The following is a 25,234-nucleotide window of genomic DNA, read 5'->3' as shown; positions in this document are numbered from 1 at the left end:
TGCGTGCAAGCACGCACCCAACATTGCCACCACATGTCAGCCGAAATCGTAACCGATCTTGCCGTCTTTCATCACGATCTCCACCGTTTTCATCTCGGTCTGCGACACCATGCGCGACAGCACCTCGCGGCTGAGGTCAGGCAGAATGGTGTTGGTGATGATGTTATCGACCATGCGGCCACCCGAATCCGGATCTTTGCATTGATCGACAATATAATCCATCACCTCGGGCGACACCGTCATAGTCGCGCCGTGGTTTTCCTTCATCCGGCGCACGATGGCCTTCAGTTTCAGCTTCACAATCCCCGCCAAAACATCGGCCGAGAGCGGGAAATACGGAATCGTCACAATGCGGCCCAGCAGGGCAGGCGGGAACACGCGGGTCAGGTGGGGCTTCATCGCCTCGGTCAGATCCTCGACCGCGGGTTTGGTTTCGCCCTTCTCCGCCATATCCATGATCACTTCGGTGCCGACATTTGAGGTCAGCAGAATCAGGGTATTCTTGAAGTTGATCGACCGCCCCGAGCCATCCTCCATGATGCCCTTGTCGAACACCTGAAAGAACAACTCATGCACGTCGGAATGCGCCTTTTCGATTTCGTCCAGCAGCACCACCGAATGTGGTTTGCGCCGCACCGCCTCGGTCAGCCGCCCGCCTTCGCCATAGCCAACATAGCCGGGAGGGGCACCTTTCAGCAGCGACACCGTATGCGCCTCTTGGAACTCGCTCATATTGATGGTGATGATATTTTGCTCACCGCCATAGACCGCCTCGGCCAAAGCCAGTGCCGTCTCGGTCTTGCCAACGCCCGAAGGCCCGCACAGCATAAACACCCCAATCGGCTTGTTCGGATTCGCCAGTTTGGCACTGGACGTCTCGATCCGCTTTGCGATCATTTCCAAGCCGTGATCCTGCCCGATCACCCGTTCTTTCAGCCGATCCCCCAGCGTCAGGATCATCTGTAATTCGTCCGATACCATCCGCCCCGCTGGAATCCCGGTCCAGTCGGAAATGATCGAGGCAACCGATTGCTCATCAACATGGGAATAAACCATCCGATCATCCGGCTTGGTTTCCTCCAGCCCCGTCATCTTGCCCGCAAGCTGGTCGCGCAGCGTCACGGTATCCGCACCTTCTTCAGTCAGCGACGCGCGCAGGGTCAAAATTTCATCGACCATCGCCTTTTCGCCGCTATACATCGCCTCGGTCACGGCCAATTCAGCCTCGGCCACTGCCTGTTCAGCCTGCGCTTCTTTGATACGGTCCTCGTTCACCTCCCCCAGATCGCGCTGCGATTCCTTGGCAGCGATTTCGCTTGCCAAGGCCTGAATTTTCACCCGCAAATCCTGCACTTTTGCCGGAGTGGTCGATTGGCTGATCGCCACCCGTGCGCAAGCGGTATCCAGCAGCGACACCGCCTTGTCGGGAAGCTGCCGCGACGGGATATAGCGCGCCGAAAGGTTCACTGCAGCCACCACGGCCTCATCCGAGATTCGCACGCCGTGGTGCTTTTCCATCGGGGCCAGAATCCCGCGCAACATGTAGCACGCGCGGTCAATCGAAGGTTCATCAATGGTGATCGGCTGGAAGCGCCGGGTCATTGCCGGGTCTTTCTCGAAGTATTTCGCATACTCCATCCAAGTCGTCGCCCCCACGGTGCGCAAGGTACCGCGCGCCAAAGCAGGCTTCAAAAGGTTCGCTGCGTCGCCGGTGCCAGCCGCCCCACCCGCGCCCATAAGCGTATGAATTTCATCAATAAACAGGATGATCGGCACCGGGCTGCCCTGCACCTCGTCAATCACCGAACGCAGGCGCTGCTCAAATTCGCCCTTCATGCTGGCCCCGGCCTGCATCAGCCCTAAATCCAGCATAAACAGCTTGTTGCCCTGCAATTTCGGCGGCACATCACCTGCCGCCAAGCGTTGCGCAAAGCCTTCGACCACGGCGGTTTTACCCACCCCAGCCTCGCCCGTCAGGATCGGGTTATTCTGCCGCCGCCTTAACAGAATGTCGATGATTTGACGGATTTCCTCATCCCGCCCCACAATCGGGTCCATCTTGCCCGATGCCGCAACCGCCGTCATATCCACCGCGAACCGATCCAATGCCGTGGTCCCGGTGGGCCCACCCGCCGCCGCAGCCCCTGCCGCCGCCCGACCCACCCCGGTGCCGTCCATCGGGCGCATGTCTTCCTCATCCGAGTCTTTCCACGCCGCCCGCGCCTCATTCACCAAAGTATCGACGTTGATTTCGCCGAACACCTTCGACATCTGCACCAGCTTGGTCCTCGCCTCTTTATCCTTCAGCGCCGCGACCAGAATATGCCCAGTCCTGATCTGCGCCTCACCGAACAGCAGGGTGGCATAGCGCCAGCCGTGGTCCATCACCGTGGTCATCGATTCCGAAACCGACGGCATTTCAGTGGCGTTTTTCCGAAAGCTGTCGATCACCAAAGCCAGATCCTTCTCCAGCTTGGCGCGGTCGAGTTTGAAATGGTTCAGCGTCGCGGAAATATCCGATTTTGGGTTCTGCACGATATGGAACAGCCAATGCGACAGTTCCACATTGCGGTTGCCCTCATTTTTTGCGTGGCGCAAAGACTGCAGAAACGCGTCATAGCCGACTCGGTTCAGCTTTCCGGCGACGGTTTCAAGGCTAATATCGGCCATAGTGTTTCCCTTCAAATCAGTTTTCAAATGTCAGGCGGTGCGGCGGTCCGAGGCGAAAACGGCGTCGGATCGGTAGGTTCCGGGCGGGGCTTGTGGTGGTGCGATCCACCCCGTCCACCCCAAAGCGCCGCTTTTGCCCAAGGCAACGCCCTTGATCTGATCGGCGGGCAAAGACGGCGCGATTTCCACTTCCGTCTCATGTCCGAGATATGTGAACAACAGTTCGGTCAGGCGCTGAAAGCTGGAACCACCCGGCAGAAAGCTTTGATATTGCGGCAGGCTTTCGGTCTTCACCGCCACACGGATTTTTTCGTTCACCGATTGCACGCGTGATCCTAGCCGACAATCGTGGCCCAGCCCTGAATTCGCAGCCCCAAGACGGGTTAAATCCGAAGCTTCAAACCCCAGCCAGACCGGCACGTTTTCTTCAATCTCAACCGTCACGCCGCAGAGGCTTTCCAAAATCTGCCGCAGCCGCACCGGGCTTTTCACCCGCGCCATCGCGATGCCCACCAGCGGCAGCCGCGCCATATCCGGCACGGTGCCCCGCGCTTGCAAGGACGGTGAAGCCAAGCCTACCGCAGCGCCAACGTAGCCCTGAAACCGATCATCGCCCGGGTGATCATATTGCGTGATGCCGCGTGCATCCGACCAAGCCCGGAAAAACAACTGCTGGAAACGGTTGGTGAACAAATCAGCAAGGCGTACAAACGCCTCGTCCTTGAACATATACCACTGCTGCACTTCCGCCGTGGTGTTCATCGGCAAGGCACCTTGCGGGCCGAAATAGCCAAGGAAGTTTGAGCGCACCCGCAGCTTTCCTTCGGCGCCTTCCGTCACTTGGCTGACGTTGCGGTCGGGGAAGGCCTGAAACGGTTCCTGCCCCAGCCGCACGACTTCCTCGCGCAGATTGCTATTCCGCCCGATCCGAGGCCGCTCTGGCTGACCGCGTTCCACCTCCCGCATCAGCGCCAAAAAGCCAAAGGCGGCGGGGTCGGCTTTCAGATCATCCCGACGCGCGCTCATAGCAGCGGTCCTTGCCCGGTGCGCGGCGGGAAGGTTTTGATCATGCCGCGTTGGTCAGAGGTCAGCACCAGTTGGGTAAAGCTGTTGATGCTGGCGTATTCGGCAAAAAACCGATCCAGCACCGCGCCCAGCAAAAACACGCCCGAGCCCTCAAACGCCCGTTCATCAAACCGCAACGTCACCTGCGTGCCGCGCGCCGCGTGATAGCCGCCCGCGCGCTGAATGGTTCGGGTGACGGGGCGGCTTGTCACCGCCTTCAGCCCTTGCAACTGCCGCTCGGTGATCTGCGAGGATACATCGGCAAACAGGGTCAACAACTCGCGCAACGCCGCCGCTTCATCGCGGCTGCCCCGGTTGTCCAACCCCAGAAAGTTCAACGACACGAACGAAATCAGCCGCCAATGCACCGGCCCCGCTTTGGCACGATGCGGCGCACTTTCATCGAGTTCCAACACCGACTCGCGCGGATTGGTCGGCCCAGCGATGCAGCGCAACGGGATCGCGGTGTCGTCGTTCAGCCGGAAATCCGCACCACCTTGGGCGATGGGCAAGTATTGCGGCAAGTGGCGGTTTGAACAGAGCAGTTTGATCTGCAACCGCTTCACCCGCTCGGCACTGTCCAGATGGCCGGGCTCATAAATTGAGATGAAACTTTCGGTGCCAGTATAGCCCTGCACCTGCCCAAAGCGTTTTTCCTTTGCGGTCAACCGGCGGGGCCGCTGCTTGGCGGTGTAATAAAGCGCCTCGCGCGGGGCCATCACATCGGCTGGCATGCCATACAAAGGATGCACCGGAATCTTGGTTTTCACCCCGGCGTAATAGGCGAACACCTCGGTAATCCGATGCACTTCGTAATGCGAGGCGGGGCTGGAATCGGCACTCACCAGATAGTCGTGGCGCAGAGTGTCCAGCTTCACCTGCGCGCAGTTTTCCTCAAATAGATTGATTGCGGGCGCAGCGAACAGGCGGAAATTCTCGGCGGTGATCCGCGCGGGCAGGCTGGGCCGCACCGCGTTCATCTCAAGCATCAGATCAAAGCTCGCCGCCGGGATGCGCGGCAGTACCTTGCGCAGACCTTGCAGGCGAAAGCCCAGAAACTTCTGCGGAAACAGAAAAAACTCGCGCAGCAGGGTAAAGCCGCGGAACACACGGGTATCTTCAGGGAAGATCGCTTCGGTCTCGTCAAAGCCAATCTGCTCCAACCAACCCGCTTCCAGCCGCATAAAAACCGGATCGCCGCGCGCGTCCAGATAGCGGATGGTGGCGCGGGTGGTGTTGGTGAACATATGTTCATAAACCGCAATCTGTTCGCCCAGATCGCCTGTCAGATAGATCGGCAGCGTATCGGCCTGAATAGCGCTTACTGGTTTGCCCGGTTTGTCTTTTTGCGCGGTAGATGCGGGCCGCAGAAACGACAAGATCAGCCCGCCCGCCGTATCCGCGCCAACGTCCAACCCCAAAGCCTGAAACCCGGTCGGGCCAGAGACAAACCGCGCCGTGGTCAGCCGCAGCGGCCACAAAGTCAGCGGGGCAGACAGTCGAAAACGGCAGGAAATCCGCTGATCCCGATCCACATAACGTGCATCGAGATAGGCCCCGGCCGGGAAATTCTTACCCTTCTCCAGCTCATCCTCGGCATAATTCGGATCGGCTTGCGCGAGGATGGCCGAGGGCGTCGGCGCCATGAAGTTCGGCAAAAGCTGATCCAGCAATTCGCTGGTAAAGGTGTCAAACTCAGTGTCCAGCTTCAACTGCACGCGGGCGGCCATGAACGCCGCACCCTCCAGCAAGCCCGCCACAGCAGGGTCAAGATTGTCTTGCGTCAAGCCACCCAAGCGCTCGGCAATACCCGGAAAATCCTCGGCAAACTCCTTGGCGCCTTCATAAAGCAGAGCCAATTCGCGGTTATATGCCTCAAGAAATGCCCGGTTCATCCGCGCACCACAAGGTTCGACAGCGCGACTTTGCCCGCCCCGGTGTCGATCTCGGCGACAAATTCCAACGGCACATCGACCGGGCGCGCGGCCATCTCGGCGGTGATGTCAAAGGCGATGCGCTGGGCGGCATCCGCCTCGGGCCGACGCATTTTCACCACCAAGGTTTCGGCGATCAAACGCGGCTCATGCGCAAGCAGGGCATCGCGCAGATCGCGGGCGACTTGGCTGTGGCGGTGATCATCCACCGTCAGCCGCGACATATCAGGGATACCGTAGTTCAAAATCGACTTCTTCACATAATCCAAACCGTTCAATGGGATAGAGGCCTCCAGATGAACCGTGGCCATCAGGTTGCCCAGATCAATCGCCAGATGATCGCGCAAGGTGGCCTGCCCCGCGCCCTCGCGGCGTTCAATGCTGCGCGCCGACAGCACCCGGCCATCGCCATCGGTCAGCACATCATCACGCGCCGAAGCATCCCGCTCGCGCGCGGCTTGGCGGAACACGTTCATCAAAGAGACTTGGAAAATACCGTCACGCTCTGCCATAGGCCGACTTTCTTAGGATCAGGTCGCCTGAGAGCGGTGATAGGTCAAGCGGTGATCGAAGGGGAAGGCCGGGCAAGCGCGCTCGCCCGGCCTTTGCACTCAGGAGCCTTTGTTGGTGGCGAGGTCGTATTTCTTCTGCACTTTCGCGCCTTGGCCACCGGCTGCGGTCTGCTGCCAGTAGGTCAGGGTCAATTCGCGGAAGTTAAACGAGAATTGCTCGTTGATCAGAGCACCTTGGCCGCCGCCCGAGCCGGTCTGATACGACGACACCAGCACGTCTTTCATCTCAAACTGGAAATAAACCATCGCCTTGTCGCCAGTGGCTTTGCGCACATACAGCGTCGCATCCGGGATGTGCTTGCCGGTGGCGCAAGCGATCATCAGTTCGGGCGAGGCTTTGCAGATCAGCTTGGTGAAGTGCATGTCCTGCACCATCGAACGGCCTGCGCCGCCGCCAGCACCCGAACCCGCGCTGAATGTGCCTTGTTGGGTGACGCCCCAACCGTAGCTTTCGATATTCAGGTGGTCTTTGAATTGGTCATCGGTGGATTCACCGTTGATATTCCCGCCAACCTTCAGAAAAATGTCTGTTCCGGCCATCTGTACTCTCCTTTGAATGTAACTTTAGCTGTCCGGGGCGACCGTATGAGTGTCTGCGCCCCAGACCGCGACTTATTTGCCGGAAGGCAGCTTGGAGACCAGGCTCATCCCGATGTCCATGCCTTCCAACTGGTAGTGCGGTCGAAGGAAAAATCTGCCGACATAGTAGCCGGGGTTTTCTTCATCCGCGATCACTTCGACCTTGGCCGCAGCCAAAGGCATCAGAGCCTTTTCCCGCTCGGATGCGGTGCCAGGGTTGCCGTGAACATACTGGTTGATCCAGTTTTGCAGCTCTTTTTCAAGCTGCGCCTGTTCGCGGTTTGAACCGACCATGTCGCGCACCATGCACTTCAGATAATGGCTGAAGCGCGAAATCGCAAAAATGTAAGGGATGCGCGCAGACAGATTGTCCGAGGCCGTGGCCTCCTCATTTTGGTATTTCTTCGGTCGGTACAACGATTGCGCGCCCAAGAATGCGGCGCGGTCGGTGTTCTTGCGGTGGATCAGTGGCATGATCCCCGATTTGGAAAGCTCGCCTTCCCGGCGGTCGCTAATGGCAAATTCGGTCGGGCATTTCATATCGGTGGAGCCATCGCCGGTATCGAAATTATGTACCGGCAGGGCGGTGATTTCCCCGCCCGACGTGACACCGCGAATTTGCACCGTCCAGCCATATTCCTTATGGGCGCGGTTGATGTTCACCGCCATCGCATGGGCGGCGTTCATCCAAGCGTATTGCTTGCCTTCATGGCCGTCGGTGGTTTCTTCAAAGTTGAACTCCTCCACCGGCTCGCCGTTCTGACCGTAGGGCGAGCGTGCCAGCACCCTCGGCATCGCCAGCGCAATGTAGCGCGAGTTTTCAGAGTCGCGCAGCGAGTTCCAGCCGGCGTAATCCGGCGTGTCAAACACCGTCGACAGATCGCGTGGGTTGCCGAGTTCGTTCCAGCTGTCCATCCCCATCAGGGTCGGCGCGGGCGAGGTGATGAAGGGCGCGTGGGCGGCGGCAGCAATCTTGCCCAGATCACGCAGCAGACGTACGTCAGACGACGAATGGTCGAAGGCAAAGTCCCCGACCAGCGCGCCGAACGGCTGACCACCAAGCTGGCCAAATTCAGCCTCGTAGATCTTCTTGAACAGTGGGCTTTGGTCCCACTTCGCGCCCGGATAGCCGCGCAGTTCTTTGTCCAACTCGGTTTTCGAGATGTTCATCACTTGCAGCTTCAGCGTCGCATCCGACTCGGTGTTGTTCACCGTGTAGGCCAGACCGCGCCAAGCGCTTTCCAGCTTTTGATACTCGGCGTTGTGGATGATCTCATTGACCTGCTGCGACAGCTTTTCGTCGATCTTGGCCAGCATCTTGTCGATGGTGTCCAGAATGTCATCGGTGATCACCGTCTCATCGGCCAAAGCCTCACGCACCAGCGTTCCCACGGCGTTTTCAACCTCGCGCGCGGCGACATCGCTGCGCGGTTTGAAGTTTTGCTTCAGGATCGCCGAGAATTCATCCAGCTCGTGAAGGGCGCCACCGGCTCCGCCGTCTTGTTGCAGTTCAGTTGCCATGTCGATGTCCTAAAAAATGTCTTGTGTAATCAGCAGCCTGCAACGGCGGCCATTCAGGATTATTCTTCGCCCTCGGGCTTGGCGGCAGCACGGCGTTCATCCAAAGCCGCCATCAGCGCCGGGTCAGCCAGCAACTGCTTCAACTGCTCTTGCGCGCCGGACTTGCCGTTCATATAGCGGGCAAGGTTCGCCAGCTGCTGACGGGCTTCCAGCAGTTTGTTCAACGCAGGCACTTGCCGCGCAATCTCGCCGGGGCTGAGATCAGCCATTTTCTTGAAGTTCAGGTTGACCGAAAGCTTGCCGCCCTGTTCCGCGTCAAGCTTGTTGTCGACGTTGATCGCCAAACCGGGCGAGACGCTTTCCATATAGTCATCCAGCGTATCCGAGGTCACGGCGGTAAACTCACGATCAGCGACCGGGGGCTTTTCGACCTTGCTGGCATTGCCTGACAAGTCGGACATGATGCCCATCACGAAGGGCAGTTCGACCTGTTTGTTTGCTTCAATCGGGTCAGCGTAGGAAATCTGCACACGCGGCGGTCGATTGCGTTTGATAAAGCCGGTGGCTGAATCGGAAGAGGCCATAACAATTCTCCTGTCTAATACGAAAAGGAAAGCCGCACCGGCGCTACAAGTCAACAGATTTCAACTCTGCGCCAGAAACGGGCATTTGGTCAAAGGAAACGGTGGTCAGTCAGGCAAAATTTAGCCGAAATCAGGAAGGCGGAATCAATTCGCGCACCAGCGCGTGGAAGTCTTTAGACAGCATATTTCGGGCTTTGAATAGTAGGATTGGAATCGGGCTGGCCGGTTCGCGCATCCGGTAGAAATCTTCGATCTGCTTCAGGATTTGCCCCGCATGATCGCGGCTGACCACTTCGGGCGCGGGCGGATCATTTTCATCGGGCGTCGAGAAATCATCTGATGTGATATTCGCCTGCCCCGACAAATCGCGCATCCGCGCCATGGAAATCGCAAAGCCAGTCTCGGTGCCAAAGCTGATCGAGGCGTAACCAGCTGAATTTTCAAGCAAAGCGTCCAGTGCCTCCACCAGAGGCCGCCCGATCAACAACCGCGATTGAGTCACCAGAACCAATGCCAAAGACGCGGGTTCGGTGGTGGCAAAATACCGCTCCACCGCTTGCAACAGCTGATAGGCCACGCGATGGTTTGGCACCTCAGCCGTGCCTGTTTGCACCGTGATCGTGGTGGTGCCACCCGCTGCAACCGCCGCGCCTGCTTCGCCTTCGGCCCGCTCAATCACCGGGACCGCTTCAGCCCCCAGATCGCCGCGGGCGGAAACCACCATCGCCAGAATATCGGCCAGCTTATCGTCCAATCGATCCAGCTTGGGCGAGAACGGCGGCGTGCTAGATTGGCACAGCTGAATCATGGTCTTGATCGCCGCCCGCAGCCCCGTCAGCTGCTCATACAGAGCATCGACAGCCTTGGCGTTTTCTGAAGAACTCAGCGCCCCGGTGATGCTGCCAACGTCGCCCGGCTGCTCACCCTCACGCGTCGGAATTTTGCCCGAAGCAGTGCCGTAGCCGCGATAGATAATGTCGCCAACCCGCTTGTCGGTCAGCAAAATCGCATAGTCCAGCGGCGCGGCGATCGTGGCGAGGGCGTTCAGTTCCTCAATCGCGTTCTGCCGATCAACCCGATCCACCGGATGCACATCGCCCGGATAAGCTTCAATCAGCCCGGCGAACCCCATCACCGCATCGGCAAAGCCCTTGAAACGCCCGGCAAGAATCTGAAACTTGGCCTCCAGCCCCAACAGACGCAAATCTCGGCTGCGCTTTAGCAAGCCGTCAAGCTGCGCCGACTCGGCCTTTTGATCAACGGACTTGGGATCAAACAGCGTGCCGCGCACCATGTTGAAATAACTGGTGGGCAGACGGTCTTCGACGTTGAAGTAATAGTCGCAGTAATCCGGATCATCCAGCGCAAGCAGGTCTTCACCGCATGGCGCGTCCGGCGAGATCGGCTTGATCAGATCATCCAGCCGCATGGGGCAAGGTTACTTGCGGTTCGCAGCAACACGCGCAGGCTGCGGTTTCGGCAAAGCGGCCAGCAGGCCGGTGCCAAGGAGAAGGGTGATCAATGCGGCAGTCATTGTCGGTCCTTTGCAAAACTTATGTGAAGGCTAGCGCCGCAGCGCGGCATGGTCAACCGGCGTTTTTCGGAGTGGCGGACTTCACCGCTTCGTCATAGGCGTCGGAAAAATAGGCCAAAAACACATCCAACATACCGTTTTCATAGGGATGGGTCTTGGCATCCCATCGTTCCACGAACAATTCCCAAGCCCGCGCCTTTTTGGAGGACATGATTCCACCGGTGGAGCGTTCTTCAATCGACTCAGGCGAAAGGTCTTCCAGCAACCGCGCCAGCGCAGGCTGCATCGCCGCATAAACCGCCGTTTGGTGGCGTTTCACGTCATCAAAGCCTTGGGAAAACGCCGCCACCGCCCCCAAATAACTCTCGGTTTTCTGCGCAAACATCGTGGTCAGCGCTTCGGTGGCGTTGGGCTTGAACTTCAACGGCGAATTGTTGATTCCGCCGATCATTGTCCGACTAGAGCTTTTCACAAACTGCTTCGCAGCCGCCCGCGCACCCAACAGCGCCATCATTTGCTCGGTGGCGATGCGCAAAGATTTGCCAATGTCTTCGCCCAGTTGCGCCACATCCACCTTCGACAAACTGCCCGCAGGCAAGCCAGCGCCTTTGCAGATCGCGTCTAACAGCGGCAAAGCCTCGGCCGGGGCCTCGATCTGTGCGGGAACGGGCCGCAGCGGAAACGGTTCAGAGGCAGGCGGGGCGGGCGGAAGCGCATTCACCACCGGAGGCGGCGTTGTCACCGCTTGCGGCAACGGGCTGATAAGTGGGGCAATCGGCACATTCTGCGGCGGCGTGGTCGGCACAAAGGCCGCAGACCGCGGGTTTTCCACGAAACTATCGCCAAACTGCCCGGCCAGTGCCTGCGATGGCCGCGTTGGCGGCGGCAGCGGCGTGGTTGAAAACTGCGGCATCGGCGACGGGCTGGGCGCAAGGCTCCACGGATCGGACACTGGTGCGGTCAGCGGCGGCGCTGCAAAGGCCGAGACTGCCGGGTCCACCACCAACACCCGGATGATATACTGTCCGACCTGCAAGCGCTCATTATGGCTCAGCGCCAAGGGCGACGACACCCGCATCGACGCGCCATAGATAAACGTGCCGTTGGTGGAAATGTCGTTCAGCCAGAACTGACCATCGCGAAACGTCACCTCAAAATGCCGACTGGAAATATGGCGGTTCGGATCAGGTAGCGTCCAATCCATCGCGGAATCGCGACCCACTTCAAAGCCGCGCGCCACAGCCGAAAACTCCAGCGGCCCGCCATCCGGCAGGCTATCCAAATTCTCAATCCGCAGGGTCAGTTTCATTTCGGGGGTATTCCAACAGGGGCAAGACCTAAGATAGGCGGCTTAAACAGTTTTTGCCAGCATCTCGGCCATGCCAACGTAATGGTCCAGCATCCGCCGCCGCTTGTCTTGCGGCACCCGCGCCAGTGCCGTCAACACCCCCGCATTCAACGCCCGCCCAATCGCAAACATCGGAACCAGTGCGGGCGGCAGGCCTTCCGGTGCCATCGAGCCCGAAGCCCAGCCCACCGCCAGTGCCAGCCACGCCCCCGGCCCGCGCACCGCCACATGCAGCCCCGCATCCAGCGCCAGATAGCGGTTGGGCTCGGTCGGTTCCGCCACCCAAGCCTCGCAAAGCGCCAACATCTCACGGTCCTGATCGGTCAACAGCTCTGGTGCTGCCTTCAAACATTCATGCCCCCACCACACCGCAGGGCGTGGCTGCAAAGCAAAGGCCATCAGCGAGATCGCTTCCTCCGGCGTCTCCCCCAACCGCAAGCGACGGCAAAAGTCGAACACATGCTCGCCTTCCCCCGGCCTTGCCACAATGTCATCCGCCATTTCCGGCATGGTGCCGAACAACTGACGCCCCAGTTGCACCCGCAGCCCCGGTGCAGGCGCAATGGTGACGGGCGGAGTGGTGTCAGATGCGCTGCCCATCAGTTAATCGTCACCAGAACGCCTTTGATCACCATCATCGCCCCCCCGTCATGCGTGGCCATCGCCCCCGCTTTGGTTTTCAACTCGGCGGTGGCTTCAACCTCCACCGTCAAAGCTTTGATCTTGATCGAGGTTTGATCAATGGTGATGCTGGAACTCCCCACTTTCAACTCGATCTTCTCTTTTGATTCGATCGACAGGCTGCCCTTCACCCTATGGGTTTCAGCGCCACTGACCGAGGTAGACATATCGCCGCCGACCGAGGATGAAGAACTGCCGCCCACGCTTTCGCTTTTGCTGGCGTCAATCTTCAGCACCTGTTTGCCGTGGGTGGTGGATTTGTCATCATGCATCACCACCCGTGTCATATCCCGCTGCGCCCGGATGTAGATTTCTTCCTTGCCCTCGGTGTCATAGAAGAAAAGCTGGTTGTTGCGCACAGTCTTAAAGCCGCTGGTCAGGTGGTTGTCCGGCATCTGCGGGCGATTTTTCTCGTTCCACACACAGCCCGTCACCAAGGGCTGATCCGGGTCGCCGTCTAGGAATTCAACGATCACTTCCATGTCGACATGCGGGATAAAGATCGTTCCCCATTCATCCTGTCCCCAGATCTGTGACACCCGACAATACATTGACACCTCGTCAGGTGCCCAAAAAAACTTGACCTTGATGCGGCCAAATTCGTCAATGTCGCCCTCGGCTCCGGTGACCACCACCGCCGTCTGTGGCCCCAGCACGCGCGGTGGCCGGGTTAAGCGTTGTGGCGCAATCGGATTGGCACTGCGCGTCAGAACGTAAGCCCCTTGATAGGCGGTGTCCGCAGCCACACCCCCGCCCGAACGGAACGTGCCGTTTGAGACAAAGTGCTGCGCCGCCAGCACGGCATATTCGTCCAACTGCCCAGCATCGGAATGCGCCGAAAGCTGAAACTTCATCCCTGCGCCAAGGCTGGCTGCATTGCCGTTCGCCCGCACCGTCGCATCGCCCATCCGGTAGGCATCCAGACGCCGCTGCGCAATCGGATTGCCTTCTCCGGGGGTTAAATAGACGCCGGGATAGCCAAAGCTTTCCATATTTCCGCCGACAAAACCGCGCAAATTCTCGCGCGTCACCTCCATCTGCGCCGAGACGGTCTTGAAGTTGTAATCGGTCAGCCGCACCGATCCCGTGGTCAACTGCCGCTGCGGCGACCAGGCATCGAAATGCTCTGCGGTGGCATCGCCCCGGCTGCCCAAAGGGCTGAACGCGCGCGCAGAGGCCGGGGCATCGCTGAACGCATCCGCGCCGGTGGTCAGCACCAAGGTGTGCCGCGTCGGCTCCATCTGGAAATGGTAGTTGATCCCGAAACGCTCCATCAGGCGGCACAGGAAATCCATGTCGGATTCGTTGTACTGCACGACATATTCCATTTCAGGAAAACTGCCGACAGTTAGGTCAATAAAGCCCGCCACATCAGAATTACCGTATTCATCAACGATTTTTCGGATCACATCGACGACGTTCACCTCGTGGAAAATCCGGTAATTGATCCGCCGTGACAATTGCCAGAACCACGGCCGCAGTTCGAACTCATAGATGTGGTGATCGCCCTCTGGCCCCAGATAGCGGATCGCATCCACCATCTGATGAAAATCCCGCACGTCGCCCAGCGGGGTGACAATCTGAACTGCAATCGCTTCGCCCAGCAAGGGCTCGATCTCTGAAATCGGTTTGGCGGACAGCGCCTTGACGCGAAACTGACTGATCGCGTTCACCGCTTCGCTGCCGGAAAATTCAATCAGCACCAAGTCGTTCGCCTTCAATGGCGTGAACATCCGACCGATGCGATTGTCTTGGGAAAAGGTCGTGGGCATCTGGATATCGCTTTCAAAAATAGGCGTAAAACGGGCAGGCTGGGGAAAATAACCCCGGATACCTGCAACGTTACATCAAGCCGCAGCAATCTGGCAAGAAAAGCTGGCAGCCGCCCCCCGTTCAGTTCTCCAGCCGGAAATAGGCGAAGCTGAGCGTCGGTTTCACCCCGGCTTTCTCCAACTGTTTTTCCAGGAACGGCATCAGCGATTGCGCCGTCACCCCCGCAGGCACCTTGTCCAGCGCAGGCAACGGCTTATCCGTCACCATCGCCACCAGGATCTGCGGTGCGGGCGGCGCATTTGCCTCCAGCGTCAGGTTAAACTCAAAACTGGCGGTGCCATCGCTGCCCATCGTGGTCCAAGGTTTCAGATTGGTCGCCCCGCCGCCCTCCGAGAAGATGAACAGCGCAAAATTTCGACCCTCCAGCCCTTCGACCTTGCCGCTGACATTGGCGCCGCTTTTCACCACCTCCCCCGTCGCTTGCATCACCACCGCCAGCGGATCGACATCCGGCGCGGGGTAGTGGGTGGCAAATTCAATCAGCGGGCATTGCGCGGTGTTGATCGGGTGGACCGCAAGGTCCGGCGTGGTCCGCGTCGCCGCCTGCCAGTCCTTCACAAACCCTGCCAAAGCCGCCGGGTCCGCCGTATAGCCCTCCAGCCCAAAGCCCGAGGCCTTGGCATCCTTCAGCGTCACCAAAGCACATAGCGGCGGCTGCACGCCCGCCAGATACGCCAACTGCGTCGCCACCGGATCGGCCTTGGCCGCAGCTTCCTCTGCGGCTTTCTTCGCAGCCGCCTCATCCGCCAATTTCTGCGCCGCAGCGGCTTCCTCGGCAGCTTTTTGTGCAGCAGCCTCCGCTGCGGCAACTTCAGCCTCCGCTGCCTGCTTTGCCGCAGCCTCATCGGCGGCTTTCTTGGCTGCCGCTTCGTCCGCAGCCTGTTTAGCTGCAGCCTCCTCCGCCAGCCTTTGTGCCTCTGCCTCTGCCTCGGCAGCCAGCCTTTGCGCCTCTGCCGCTTGCTTAGCCGCAGCCTCATCCGCCGCTTTTTGCGCCGCAGCTTCCTCGGCAAGCTTCTGCGCCGCTGCCGCATCTGCCGCCTGTTTCGCCGCAAGCGCCTCCGCAGCCTTCTTGGCCGCCGCATCCGCCTCAGCCTTCTGCGCCGCCGTTTGCTGAGCTGCGGCGTCCTCGGCGGCTTTTTGCGCCGCTGCCTCGTCAGCCGCTTTCTGCGCCGCCACCTCATCAGCGGCTTTTTGTGCGGCAAGCTCCTCGGCCGCCTTCTGCGCTGCAGCCTCCGCCTGCTTGGCCGCATCCTCTGCGGCTTTGGCATCTGCCGCAGCCTTAACAGCCGCCGCGTCCTCGACCGCCTTCGCCGCTGCGGCATCCGCTGTCGCTTTCGCCTCGGCTGTGGCCTGTTCAGCGGCGGCTTTATCTTCCGCTTCAGCCTTCACCCGCGCATCGGCTTCTGCCTGAGTCTCCCCCGCCACAGGCACCACTTTGCTGTCAAACACCCCGCCGAAATACGCCCCCGCAGCCCCGCCGCCCAAAGCCAACAGCGCCAACACCGCGATCAGGCCGCTTTTGCTGTTCTTCACCACCAGCGGCTCGACCTGCACGTGCCGTGCAACCGCCGCCACCCCCGGCGCCCCAAACGGACTGACATCTTCGCTTTCCGGGGCCTGCGTCACAGCCGCAATCATCGTCGCCCCAACCGGAGCCGAGGTTTTCACTACAGGCGCCACAGATACCGGAGCCACCGAAACCGCAGCCTCAACGGGCGCGACTGGAACCAGCTTAGGCACTTGGATCGGCAAAGCCCCGCCAATCACCGTGCGGTTCGGATCAGGTGCTTTCGGCGCAGGCGCAGCAATCTGCGGCACCAGAGACGGGTTGTCCACCGCCGCCATCACCTTCGCCATGCTCTCAGGCCGCAAAGCCGGATCAGGCTGCAACATCCATGACAGCAGCGGCACCAGCCCTTCATCCACCCCGGTTAAATCCGGCACGCCCGAGCGTTTGCCCACAGCATCGACAATCGACGCACCCATCGGCAGTACTTCACCCTTGCTCGCCGCCGCCGTCACCAAAGCCAGCGAGTATATATCCGACCGCCCATCGACCGTGCCGCCAAACGCGCCTAACTGTTCCGGCGACACCCAGTTGAATTTACCTGCAAACTGGCCCTGCAACAGCGTCCCCGCCCCCAAAGCAGTGCTTTTCGCAATGCCAAAGTCGATCAGCTTGGCGTGTTCAACATGGCCGTCTTCCAAAATCACATTGTCCGGCGACAAATCGCGATGCACCACCCCGGCCCGATGCGCCTTGTCCAAGCCAGAGGCCACCCGCCGCAGCATCACCCGCACATCGTCGACTGGCATCGGCCCTTGCTCAATCCGGTCCGACATCGAAGTACCCGAGACGAACTCCATCACCATACAAGGCCGCCCGATGGTCGGATCGACGGTAAACACATGATAGCGCACAATCGCCTCGTGGCTCAGCCGCGACAGCGTGGTGCTTTCCTTCTGGAACAAAGCCACGATCTTCGGATCATGCGCCAACGATGGCAGCACAATCTTAATCGCCACAGGCTCGTCATTGTGGATATTGCGGCCGCGATACACCTCACCCATGCCGCCCGAATTGATCAGTCGCTCAATCTCATAGGTGCCCATGATCAAAGTGCCGGAAGACACCGTGGTTGCATGGTTCGGGCCTTTGTCCGAGGCGTCACTCATGACCAGGCCCTCGCAGCAGCGACCCGCACCACCACCACCGTCACATTATCCTTTGCGCCGCGCTGCAAGGTCAGCTGCACCAAAGCATCGCAGGCGGCTTGGGGCGCAAACTGCGCCAAAGCCTCGGCCATCTCGCGATCTTCGATATGCTCCGTTAGCCCATCCGAGCACAACAAAAACACATCGCCATCCACCAGCCCACCCGAACGCTCATCCGTCTGAGGTTTCTCATGCACCCCAATCGCCCGTGTGATCACATTGCGCCGTGGCCACGTCAGCGCCTGCTCCGCCGTGATCGCCCCGGTGCGCAGCAATTCATTGACCTCGGTATGATCCACAGTGACCTGCGTATATTGCCCCGCCCGCAGCAGATAAATCCGGCTGTCCCCGGACCATACGCAGGCAAAATGCTGATCAAACGCCAGCAGTGCCACCAAGGTCGCCCCCACGGTCGCGCCATTCAACAGCGCCGACTGATCCTGAATCAACTGATGCGCCCGCAGCAACCGATCCATAAACCGCGCCTGCAAATCCGGCGCGGAAACCGGGCGGCCCAAAGACCCCACACTTTCCACAATCGTCTTGCTGGCAAAATCCCCGGCGTGATGCCCGCCCATACCATCGGCCACCACCCAAACCCCAGCCTCGGGCAGCGTCAAAAAACTATCCTCATTGTGATCGCGCACGCGGCCCGTATCGGTCGCGGCCCCGGTCTCGAATTGAAATGGAGCCTCGATCATCGACCCACCCATTTGAAACAACCTTGCCCCCAAGGCTGAAAATCCGGGGGCTGAAAACATTTGGTCAGCTTAGGCGGAAACCTATGCAACTGCCTAGCCCCAACCTGCCTAAGCATTTTCGGCATACCCGCGCAAAAACCACGCAAGTACATGGCCCGAGGGCAAACCCTCACCCGCCCAAACCTGAGAATGGCCAAAGTCATCCCCCGCGATCCACCAATAACTGCGATTGTGGCTGGCGCGGTGGTGATCTGTGGTCGCGATATCCTCCAGCAGCCCCACCACATCCGCACCGGGCCGAGCCGCCCAAAACTCCGGCGGGCCAGCAGGCATCGCGGTAGGGCAGGGGGCTGCAAACCCGTTCAGATCGGCAGTCTCACCCGCAAGCATTTCGACCAGCTTCGCCTCAACTGCACCGTGCCAGTCTTGTGCCGGGTCAATCACCGGGCAGGGTGGGCACTCTGCGCCAAACCCCGCGATCAGCAACGGATACCGTCGTCCGACCTTATCGGCACTCGCCCCCAGCACCCCGGCCAAAGCCTCACCCCAAACACTCGGCCCAATCCAGAACCGCAAGGGGCGCGCCGATCCCCAAACGCCTTCCCATTCAGCATCCAAGCCATGCCGCGCCTCGGCCAAAGCCGAATCCAGCCAGCCCTCCAACCACGCTTGAACCGGCAAACCGCCGCCGATGAAATCTCCCTTCGACGGATGTTTGCCATACAGCGCCAGCATCACAGGCCTGTCGGGCAGCGGAACTCACGCAGTTCCGCCATGTTGAACGGGTTGACCAACGCATTCACCCGGATTTCATAGGTGATATTGCGCCCGCCAATCACATAATCCACCTGCATCACGTCACCAATCTGCCGCGGATTGCCATCGCGGATGAACTGCAACAACGCCCACGGCCCTTGATACATGATCTGGCTTTCGCGGTTGTTCATTTCGGGCAACAACTGCACCGAAGTATTTCCCGCCCCACCCGGCCACGTCACGGTAACCGGCGTATTTCCCGCCTGCCGCATCTGGATCGGCTGATCGTCAATCACCAGAATCGATTGCTTGATCCGGTCATGCGCAGTGATCTGGTTCACCGTTATGTCCAACTTGACGACCGGAGATCGCCCCGGAAAAAACGCATCCCGGATCGCTGCCGCCTTCTGAAACTGCCGCAAACTCTGCAACGACAGCTTCTTCGCCAGCGGGCTGTCATCGCGCCACGTCCAATCCCCCGCGCCCATATTGGCGTGGATCGCCAAATTGGCGTTGAAGAACCGGTCCAGCACGCCATCCGGCGCGAACAGTTGCGCAAACTCCGACAAAGGCACCTGCCGTGCCGGGCTTTTGCTGAACGGATAGCGCCCGTCGACAATCCCCTCGCACACCGCCGTCACCTGCGAGGTCAAATCCGCGTTGATCTGCGCCACCGCCGTTGAGGCTGCATCGCCCTCAAAATTATCCACCGCCTCGCCCACCATCCGCGACAATTCCGGCGGCAGCCGTGAAGCCGCCGTCTTCAACTGCCCAATCAGCGCCGGAATTTGCGCATTCGCCTCCGCCTGATTGAACCCCGCCGCAATCACCAAACCCTGTTGAATAGCCCCCAACGAGTTCAGCAAAGCATCAATCGGCCGCGTCCCCGGCGAGCCCTCCAACAAGGCGTGATATTCCGCAAACTGCGCCTCAATATCCGCGCCCGGAATCGTCGGCCCAGCCCCCGCAGCCGCCCCCGCCCGCTTCTGCGATTTTCCTGCCGCCAGAGCTATATCAAGGCCAATCCGCTGCAATCCAGAGGTCCGGCTCGCGATCATCTGCGTCACATCGCTGCCCGCCTGAGAAATAGCCCCCGCCACCGCATCGGCCTCTCCGGCTGCCTTATCCACGGCACCTTCCGGCACCAACGGCTGCGTCAGTTTCGTCTCCGCTGAGATCCCCTCAACCAGCTTCAAAATCGGCGAAGTGGTCGGCGAGGATGCCGCTGACAAAGCCATATAAGCCGGTTTATCCGCCGCCATCGGCGCGAGTTTGATGTTCGACAACACCGCATCCCAAGCCGCCAGATAATCCTCACGATACCGCGCCAGCAACTGCGGCCCCAACCGCGACAACTGCTCATCCACCTTAGCCGCCGCTGCCTGTTCGCCCATAACCCATTGCTCAGTCTCAAGCTTATGCGCAACCGCCGCCAACTGCTCTAGGAAGAAATCGTTGAACCCGGCATAGGTATACAAAGCCGGCACCGTCAGCGTGCCAAGGTCCGAGCCGTCCACCGTCTCAAACACCAGCCGCGCATCCGGCCCTGCGCGTTCGACCACGTTGAAATCCGGCAGACCAGATACAGGCGCGGTAGCCACGATCAAAGAATAGGCCTGATCCGCTACCGACATCCGGGCCAAAATCACCTCGGCTTTTGCGACCAGATCGGCGTTCAATTCCACCGTCGGCGCAGTCGTATCATCCAGCTCCAACATCGCCGCCAGATGTTTGTTTAGCATATCGCGCGCGGGTTCCTCGTTGATGCCGGGGAACAAGACCTGCTCCCAATCATCATGGAACCACGTCTTCACCAGATCATCCTGCGGCGCAGGTGCAGCGCCGCCGAGCAGCTTATACACCTTCAACGTTTCATAAATCGGGATCGGCTCATTGGCCAAAACGAACTGTTGCAACTGGCCTTCCACCCGCAACACCAGCCGCGGCCGCAACAGCCGCTCCAACGCCTGCGCGTAAGAATCTCGCGCCGCCTGCCGGATCGCGCCCTGCTGCGATAGCCCAAAGCCGCGCGTCCAATCGCCTTCCGGCTCCTCGGGCGACTCGAACCCCGAGGGCATTGTGCGCAGCAGCTTCAACTCATTGCTCACACGCAGAAAATCGGTGTCCTTCACCTCAATCGCCTGCAAATCTTCGGTCGCCGCCAACTCGTAATCCGCCATCGCCGCCTGCGCCGAGGCCACCAGCGTGCGATTGTTCAGATAGCTATACCCCCAAGCCCCCAAGATGCCAGCCGAGGCTAAAAACATCGCCGTGGTCAGCCCGATTCGCAGCACAGACGCCCGCCGCACCGCCTTGCGATCATAAGAAACCCAGCCCTGTTCGCCAAAAATCACCTTGGTCAACAAATCGTGCAGGAAGAAACTTTTGCCCTTGCCCGAAAGCTGCGCCTGCACGCCAAGGCTACGGCTCATCGCGCCCAATACCTGATCAATCGGCGTGCCTTCTTGCGTGCCGGATGTGAAATAGAACCCGCGCAAGATCGCGCTCGTCTTATACCGCGTCGGCTCAAACACCTGCCGCAGGAACGATTCCACCTCGTCCTTCAACATCGCCATCTGGCCGGGAAGTCCGAAAATCGCGATCCGGTTCACGCCATCGGGTTCTTCCGACAGACGGTCAATAACCTCATCCGACAACCGCGCCACCAACGCATCAAACTCGCCCGCAACCCGGTCAAAAGTCTGCTCCTTCCGGCTTTCGGTCTGGAACGTCGCCCCCCAAACCTTCTTCCGCCGCCCTGCCGCAAAGCTGCTGAAATACTCGCGGAACCCCGCGATCAGATCGGCCTTGGTGAACATCACATAAACCGGGAAATCCACCTTCAACGTTTCGTGAATTTCCCCCAACCGCGCCCGGATCGTCTCGGCGTGGGCAGTGATCTTGTCCGGCCCCGCGTTCATCAGATCGGCCACCGAAATCGCCAAGATCACCCCGTTGATCGGCTGCTTCGGTCGGTTTTTCTTCAGTAAATTCAGAAAGCTGGTCCAAGACGCCTTATCCGTCCCCCCATCACTATCCTGAGTCGTATACCGCCCCGCCGTGTCGATCATCACCGCGTCTTCGGCAAACCACCAATCGCAGTATCGAGTCCCACCAAAGCCCTGTAAGCCGCCCTGCTGGCCTGACAGTGGAAACTTAATCTCAGAGTTCACCAGGGCCGTGGTCTTGCCCGAACCCGGCGGCCCGATGATCACATACCAAGGCATATCATAGAGATAAGTCTTTGAATTACCAGACTTCTTTAAAGTGCTCAAAGCCGCCGTCATCCGACTGGCCAACTCGCGGCCATCGCCCGTAGGCACATCGACGACAATCGCCTTTTCCAGCGCAGCACTGCCCTTGCGTCGCCGCAAAAACGCAATCAGCCCCCAGACCAGCAGCACCAGCGCCAGCAAACCAATGATCAGTGCGCGCACCCAAACCGGATCAAACGGATGCGACTCGCCGAATCCAATCAGCGGGCCCGCGAACCAGACCACGGCGGAAAACGCCAAAAACCCGATCAGAACCAGCGCAAGCTTTACCCACTTCATTGCAAAGTCTCTTCCCGCTTGATCATGATTTCCACCCGACGATTCGCGCCGCGCCCATCATCGGTGGTATTGTCGCCAATCGGCTCGGCCTCGCCCTTGCCTTCAACCTCAAAGCGAGTGGGGTCGGTCATGCCAACCGCCAGCACCTTTTGCACCGCTTCGGCGCGCGCCTGCGACAGATCGTGATTGTTCTTGAACCGCCCGCGCCCCGACATTGGCACGTTATCGGTATAGCCCCAGACAAAAACAGGCCCCGGTTCCTTATCCAAAGCCGCTGTGATTCGTGCCGCCAACTCATTGAATTCAGGCTTGGTTTCTGCCTTGCCACTGGCAAACAGCGCCGCATTGCTGACGCGGATAAAGATGAAATCACCCTTGATATCGACCTTCACCAAGCCGCTGGCGATATCGTCCTTCATCTTCTGTTGCAGGCGGTCCAACTGGCTGCTTTCGGTCACCGGAACCACTTCCAACGGCGTAAACGCCACCGCCCGCACCAGCGAAATCTTCGAGGTCGGCGTCAGCGACAACAGCCGTTGCGACACCACCGAGCCCTCCTGTGCGATCAGCGTCGAGAGGCCAAAGTAAGCCCCCATCAGCACCACCCCCAGTACCGATCCGATCACCCACAGCGGCGTGCCGCCAAACCGTCGCCGCCCGCCCACCATAACAGGCTGCCAACGCGGCGAGATATCGTCGTCCGGACGGTTCTGCACCCGGCGCAGCGAGTCATAAATCATCCCCCGCACCCGCGCCAATTCCACCGCGCCATTGGGGGCAGAGCGATACTGCCCCTCAAACCCAAGGCTAAGACAGGTCATCGCCAATTCCAGCAGTTGGAAATTCTGCGCCGGGGCCTGCAACGCCTTCTCAACTTCCTGAAAGAACCCAACGCCGCTTGTGCGCCGATTGAAAAACCGCGCCACCATCGAATATTGAATCCACAAATGCCGATCCGTGCCGGGGATATTCTGCACGATATCATCCGCCGTGCCGCACAGCAGATACTTCGCCACCTGAGTCTGATGCGCGTCCACCCCACCTTTCAGACAGTTCTCCTCAAACCCCTCAATCTCGCGGGTGACGTATTCCATCAATGGAACCGCCTCCATCTCGACCATCTGAGTCCGCAAGCGTCCAAACAAAATCAACAGATTAGCCGCCGCCGCCAGCATCGGGCTTTTCGGCCCCCCCGCGCCCAAACCCTTGGCCACCAACGCCTTACGCAGATCAATCTTCGGCCCGGTATTCGCGTAATTCGTCGGTTGAGCGGTGGAAGCATCCGGAAAAAACTGATCCGGCTGCGCAAACGCCCCCGCCACTGGCCGTGGTGCAGGCTGTTGCCCAAACGGCTGCCCACCAAAGCCTGGGCTATTCACCCCCGGATGCGTCGAGGCCGGCGGGATCGGTGCAAACCCACCCTGACCCCCACCAGCAGGCGCTGGCGCCGGCACGCCCCAAGCATCGGTATCGCCGCCAAACCCCGGCGAACTGGCCGGAGGCATCCCACCCTGCGGCCCAAACCCGCCCGGCCCAAACGCACCACCCGCCCTCGGCAGCGCGCCACCAATCACCGTGCGTTCATTCGGGCTGACCTGCCGCTTCCCACCCGGCATCGGGTTCACCCCCCCCGGCAACGGCGACGGCATCCCCATCCCGCCAATGACGGTCTTGTCTTTGCCATCGCCGCTGCCGCTCATACCTTCGTCTCCACGATGGCCCACAACTCCATCTTCAGATCAGGCCAATCCCCCGCAAAATGCATCCCAATCGCGGGGGCCGTCGAAAACTCCCGCCAAAGCGGCGAGTTCTTCTCCAGAATGAAATACACATTGCGCGATACCGCCCGGATCTGCCGGGGAGGCGTCGGAATATGGATCAACTCGATCCCCGGCAGGTTGTTGTTCACAATCTCCGACATCCGGGTGTTCGGCCCGACTTTGCACAACAAAGGAAACTGCTGCTGCACCAGCGTCAAAGCCCGCGAACTCTCCACCTCGACCACAAACGTCGCATCGCGGAACAGGTTGCGATCCGGCACCTGCGCGAGATAGGAATTCTGCCGCACCTGCACCAAATCCAACCGCGTCGCCCGGCCCACATCACGGCTCAACAACCGCTGAATATCTCGCACGACAGGCTCTACCGATCCCTTCAGATCGGCATGGTCATAGGCGTCATAGGGCGGAGCCAAGCGCTTATCTTGATCAAACGTCCACAACTCACCCGAGAACCGCAGCAATTCCTCATACAGCCGCTCAGGATGCACATATCGGCTCTGCCGCAAATGCCTGAGCACGTTGATCTGACGGTTCAAACACAGCAACATGAAATAATCCGTCGCCTGCAACCCGCCCGCCGCCGAAGGGTCAGCCGCATAGCGCGCCAAACTGTCCAGCTTGGTCTCCACCCAGCCGATCACCCGATCCAGCCAGCCCAAAGCCACGCCATGCGCCGAAATCGTCAGCAAAGGCGGCGGAAACGCATCATCCAAAATCACCACATTGTCGCGCACTTCCACGATCCGCGCGATCTTGATGCACTGATAGCCGGGCTTCGCCGTCGCCCGAATGTCCAACTCCAACCGAGGCGAAGCCACCTCAATCTGCTGCTCTAACCGCAAAGCCGAAGCGCTATCCGCCACCGTTTCGGCCCCCAGAACATAGCGCGAGCCCGCCTCGGCCTCCATCGCCACTTCGCGCCCGTTCATCACCTGATCGGGCAAAGTCAGCCACACGCCAAGTCCATCCGACCCCGCAGGCACCTCAACCGCCCTAGGCAAAGGCGAAATCCCCGGCGCTTCAAACGGCGTGCCATCGGGGAAAATCCCCGCCACGCTCGCCAATTCAATCCGCCCCTGTTGCAGACGGTCGCGGTTGACCTTCATCTCCTCGATACCCCAAGGATAGGGCGAGACATGCCGCACCCGCGCCTCGATCAGCTTTTCCACATAGCGATCACTTTGCTGCAAGTGGTGCGGCTGCAAGAACAGCCCTTCCTTCCACGCAACCTTGCTATACCAAGACATGCAAACCTCAATCCAACGGGCGTTTCGGCCCACAATAGCGCTTCTAAATCTGCCACCTAGAAAAAACAGCGGCGGCCTAAAGGAAAAACCTGAGGTCAGTTTGCAGCGCCAACAGCGCCGGATCAAGCCCGAGATTGCCATCCCGGCTGCCGTATCTAA

General features: G+C 59.8%; 17 protein-coding genes. All 17 read right to left on the bottom strand.

The annotated features are described in order from the left end of the window. Positions 1-36 precede the first annotated feature (36 nt). The 17 genes from tssH to tssK all read right to left on the bottom strand — a co-directional run bounded on the left by tssH (position 37) and on the right by tssK (position 25,075). A complete protein-coding gene (gene tssH / locus AKV04_RS21680; RefSeq protein WP_054008457.1) occupies positions 37-2,670 on the bottom strand; it encodes a type VI secretion system ATPase TssH in 2,634 nt (877 codons plus the stop codon). Positions 2,671-2,700: 30 nt separating this feature from the next. After that, a complete protein-coding gene (tssG, locus tag AKV04_RS21675; RefSeq protein ID WP_054008456.1) occupies positions 2,701-3,696 on the bottom strand; it encodes a type VI secretion system baseplate subunit TssG in 996 nt (331 codons plus the stop codon). Continuing rightward, the gene (gene tssF / locus AKV04_RS21670) at positions 3,693-5,630 is read right to left on the bottom strand and encodes a type VI secretion system baseplate subunit TssF (RefSeq protein ID WP_054008455.1); all 1,938 of its coding nucleotides are present in this window, start codon (positions 5,628-5,630) and stop codon (positions 3,693-3,695) included. The genes tssG and tssF overlap by 4 nt, the downstream gene beginning before the upstream one ends. Next, positions 5,627-6,181, bottom strand: a complete 555-nt coding sequence (gene tssE / locus AKV04_RS21665; protein ID WP_054008454.1) for a type VI secretion system baseplate subunit TssE — start codon at positions 6,179-6,181, stop codon at positions 5,627-5,629. Before tssE ends, tssF begins: the two co-directional genes overlap by 4 nt. A 99-nt stretch (positions 6,182-6,280) precedes the next feature. Continuing rightward, positions 6,281-6,781 (bottom strand): Hcp family type VI secretion system effector, encoded by a 501-nt coding sequence (locus tag AKV04_RS21660; RefSeq protein ID WP_054008453.1) that lies wholly within the window; start codon positions 6,779-6,781, stop codon positions 6,281-6,283. Between the two features lie 72 nt (positions 6,782-6,853). After that, a complete protein-coding gene (gene tssC, locus AKV04_RS21655) occupies positions 6,854-8,341 on the bottom strand; it encodes a type VI secretion system contractile sheath large subunit (protein WP_054008452.1) in 1,488 nt (495 codons plus the stop codon). Positions 8,342-8,400: 59 nt separating this feature from the next. Next, on the bottom strand, positions 8,401-8,925 hold the full coding sequence (tssB, locus tag AKV04_RS21650) for a type VI secretion system contractile sheath small subunit (RefSeq protein ID WP_054008451.1): 525 nt from the start codon (positions 8,923-8,925) through the stop codon (positions 8,401-8,403). Positions 8,926-9,055: 130 nt separating this feature from the next. After that, positions 9,056-10,354 (bottom strand): type VI secretion system protein TssA, encoded by a 1,299-nt coding sequence (locus tag AKV04_RS21645; RefSeq protein WP_054008450.1) that lies wholly within the window; start codon positions 10,352-10,354, stop codon positions 9,056-9,058. A 157-nt stretch (positions 10,355-10,511) separates the two neighbouring features. Further along, positions 10,512-11,768 (bottom strand): type VI secretion system-associated FHA domain protein TagH, encoded by a 1,257-nt coding sequence (gene tagH / locus AKV04_RS21640; RefSeq protein WP_054008449.1) that lies wholly within the window; start codon positions 11,766-11,768, stop codon positions 10,512-10,514. A 42-nt stretch (positions 11,769-11,810) separates the two neighbouring features. Further along, positions 11,811-12,407 carry a DUF6931 family protein gene (locus tag AKV04_RS21635; protein WP_054008448.1) on the bottom strand — a complete coding sequence of 199 codons (597 nt, stop codon included), beginning with the start codon at positions 12,405-12,407 and terminating at the stop codon, positions 11,811-11,813. Continuing rightward, the gene (locus tag AKV04_RS21630) at positions 12,407-14,260 is read right to left on the bottom strand and encodes a type VI secretion system Vgr family protein (RefSeq protein ID WP_054008447.1); all 1,854 of its coding nucleotides are present in this window, start codon (positions 14,258-14,260) and stop codon (positions 12,407-12,409) included. Before AKV04_RS21630 ends, AKV04_RS21635 begins: the two co-directional genes overlap by 1 nt. 121 nt (positions 14,261-14,381) lie before the next feature. Then, on the bottom strand, positions 14,382-16,997 hold the full coding sequence (locus AKV04_RS21625; RefSeq protein ID WP_054008446.1) for a serine/threonine-protein kinase: 2,616 nt from the start codon (positions 16,995-16,997) through the stop codon (positions 14,382-14,384). Beyond that, entirely contained in the window at positions 16,994-17,737 is a 744-nt protein-coding gene (locus AKV04_RS21620; protein ID WP_054008543.1) for a PP2C family protein-serine/threonine phosphatase, read from the bottom strand. The genes AKV04_RS21625 and AKV04_RS21620 overlap by 4 nt, the downstream gene beginning before the upstream one ends. 108 nt (positions 17,738-17,845) lie before the next feature. After that, the gene (tagF, locus tag AKV04_RS21615; RefSeq protein WP_054008445.1) at positions 17,846-18,472 is read right to left on the bottom strand and encodes a type VI secretion system-associated protein TagF; all 627 of its coding nucleotides are present in this window, start codon (positions 18,470-18,472) and stop codon (positions 17,846-17,848) included. Continuing rightward, on the bottom strand, positions 18,472-22,047 hold the full coding sequence (tssM, locus tag AKV04_RS21610) for a type VI secretion system membrane subunit TssM (protein WP_054008444.1): 3,576 nt from the start codon (positions 22,045-22,047) through the stop codon (positions 18,472-18,474). Before tssM ends, tagF begins: the two co-directional genes overlap by 1 nt. Further along, positions 22,044-23,747 carry a type VI secretion system protein TssL, long form gene (gene tssL / locus AKV04_RS21605; protein WP_054008443.1) on the bottom strand — a complete coding sequence of 568 codons (1,704 nt, stop codon included), beginning with the start codon at positions 23,745-23,747 and terminating at the stop codon, positions 22,044-22,046. Before tssL ends, tssM begins: the two co-directional genes overlap by 4 nt. Then, positions 23,744-25,075, bottom strand: a complete 1,332-nt coding sequence (tssK, locus tag AKV04_RS21600) for a type VI secretion system baseplate subunit TssK (protein WP_054008442.1) — start codon at positions 25,073-25,075, stop codon at positions 23,744-23,746. The genes tssL and tssK overlap by 4 nt, the downstream gene beginning before the upstream one ends. Between the last annotated feature and the right edge of the window lie 159 nt (positions 25,076-25,234).

The sequence above is a fragment of the Cypionkella psychrotolerans genome (genome assembly GCF_001294535.1).
Classification (GTDB): Bacteria; Pseudomonadota; Alphaproteobacteria; order Rhodobacterales; family Rhodobacteraceae; genus Cypionkella; species Cypionkella psychrotolerans.
Note: the sequence above shows the minus strand (reverse complement) of the source record. Positions and strands in the feature narration are given on the sequence as shown.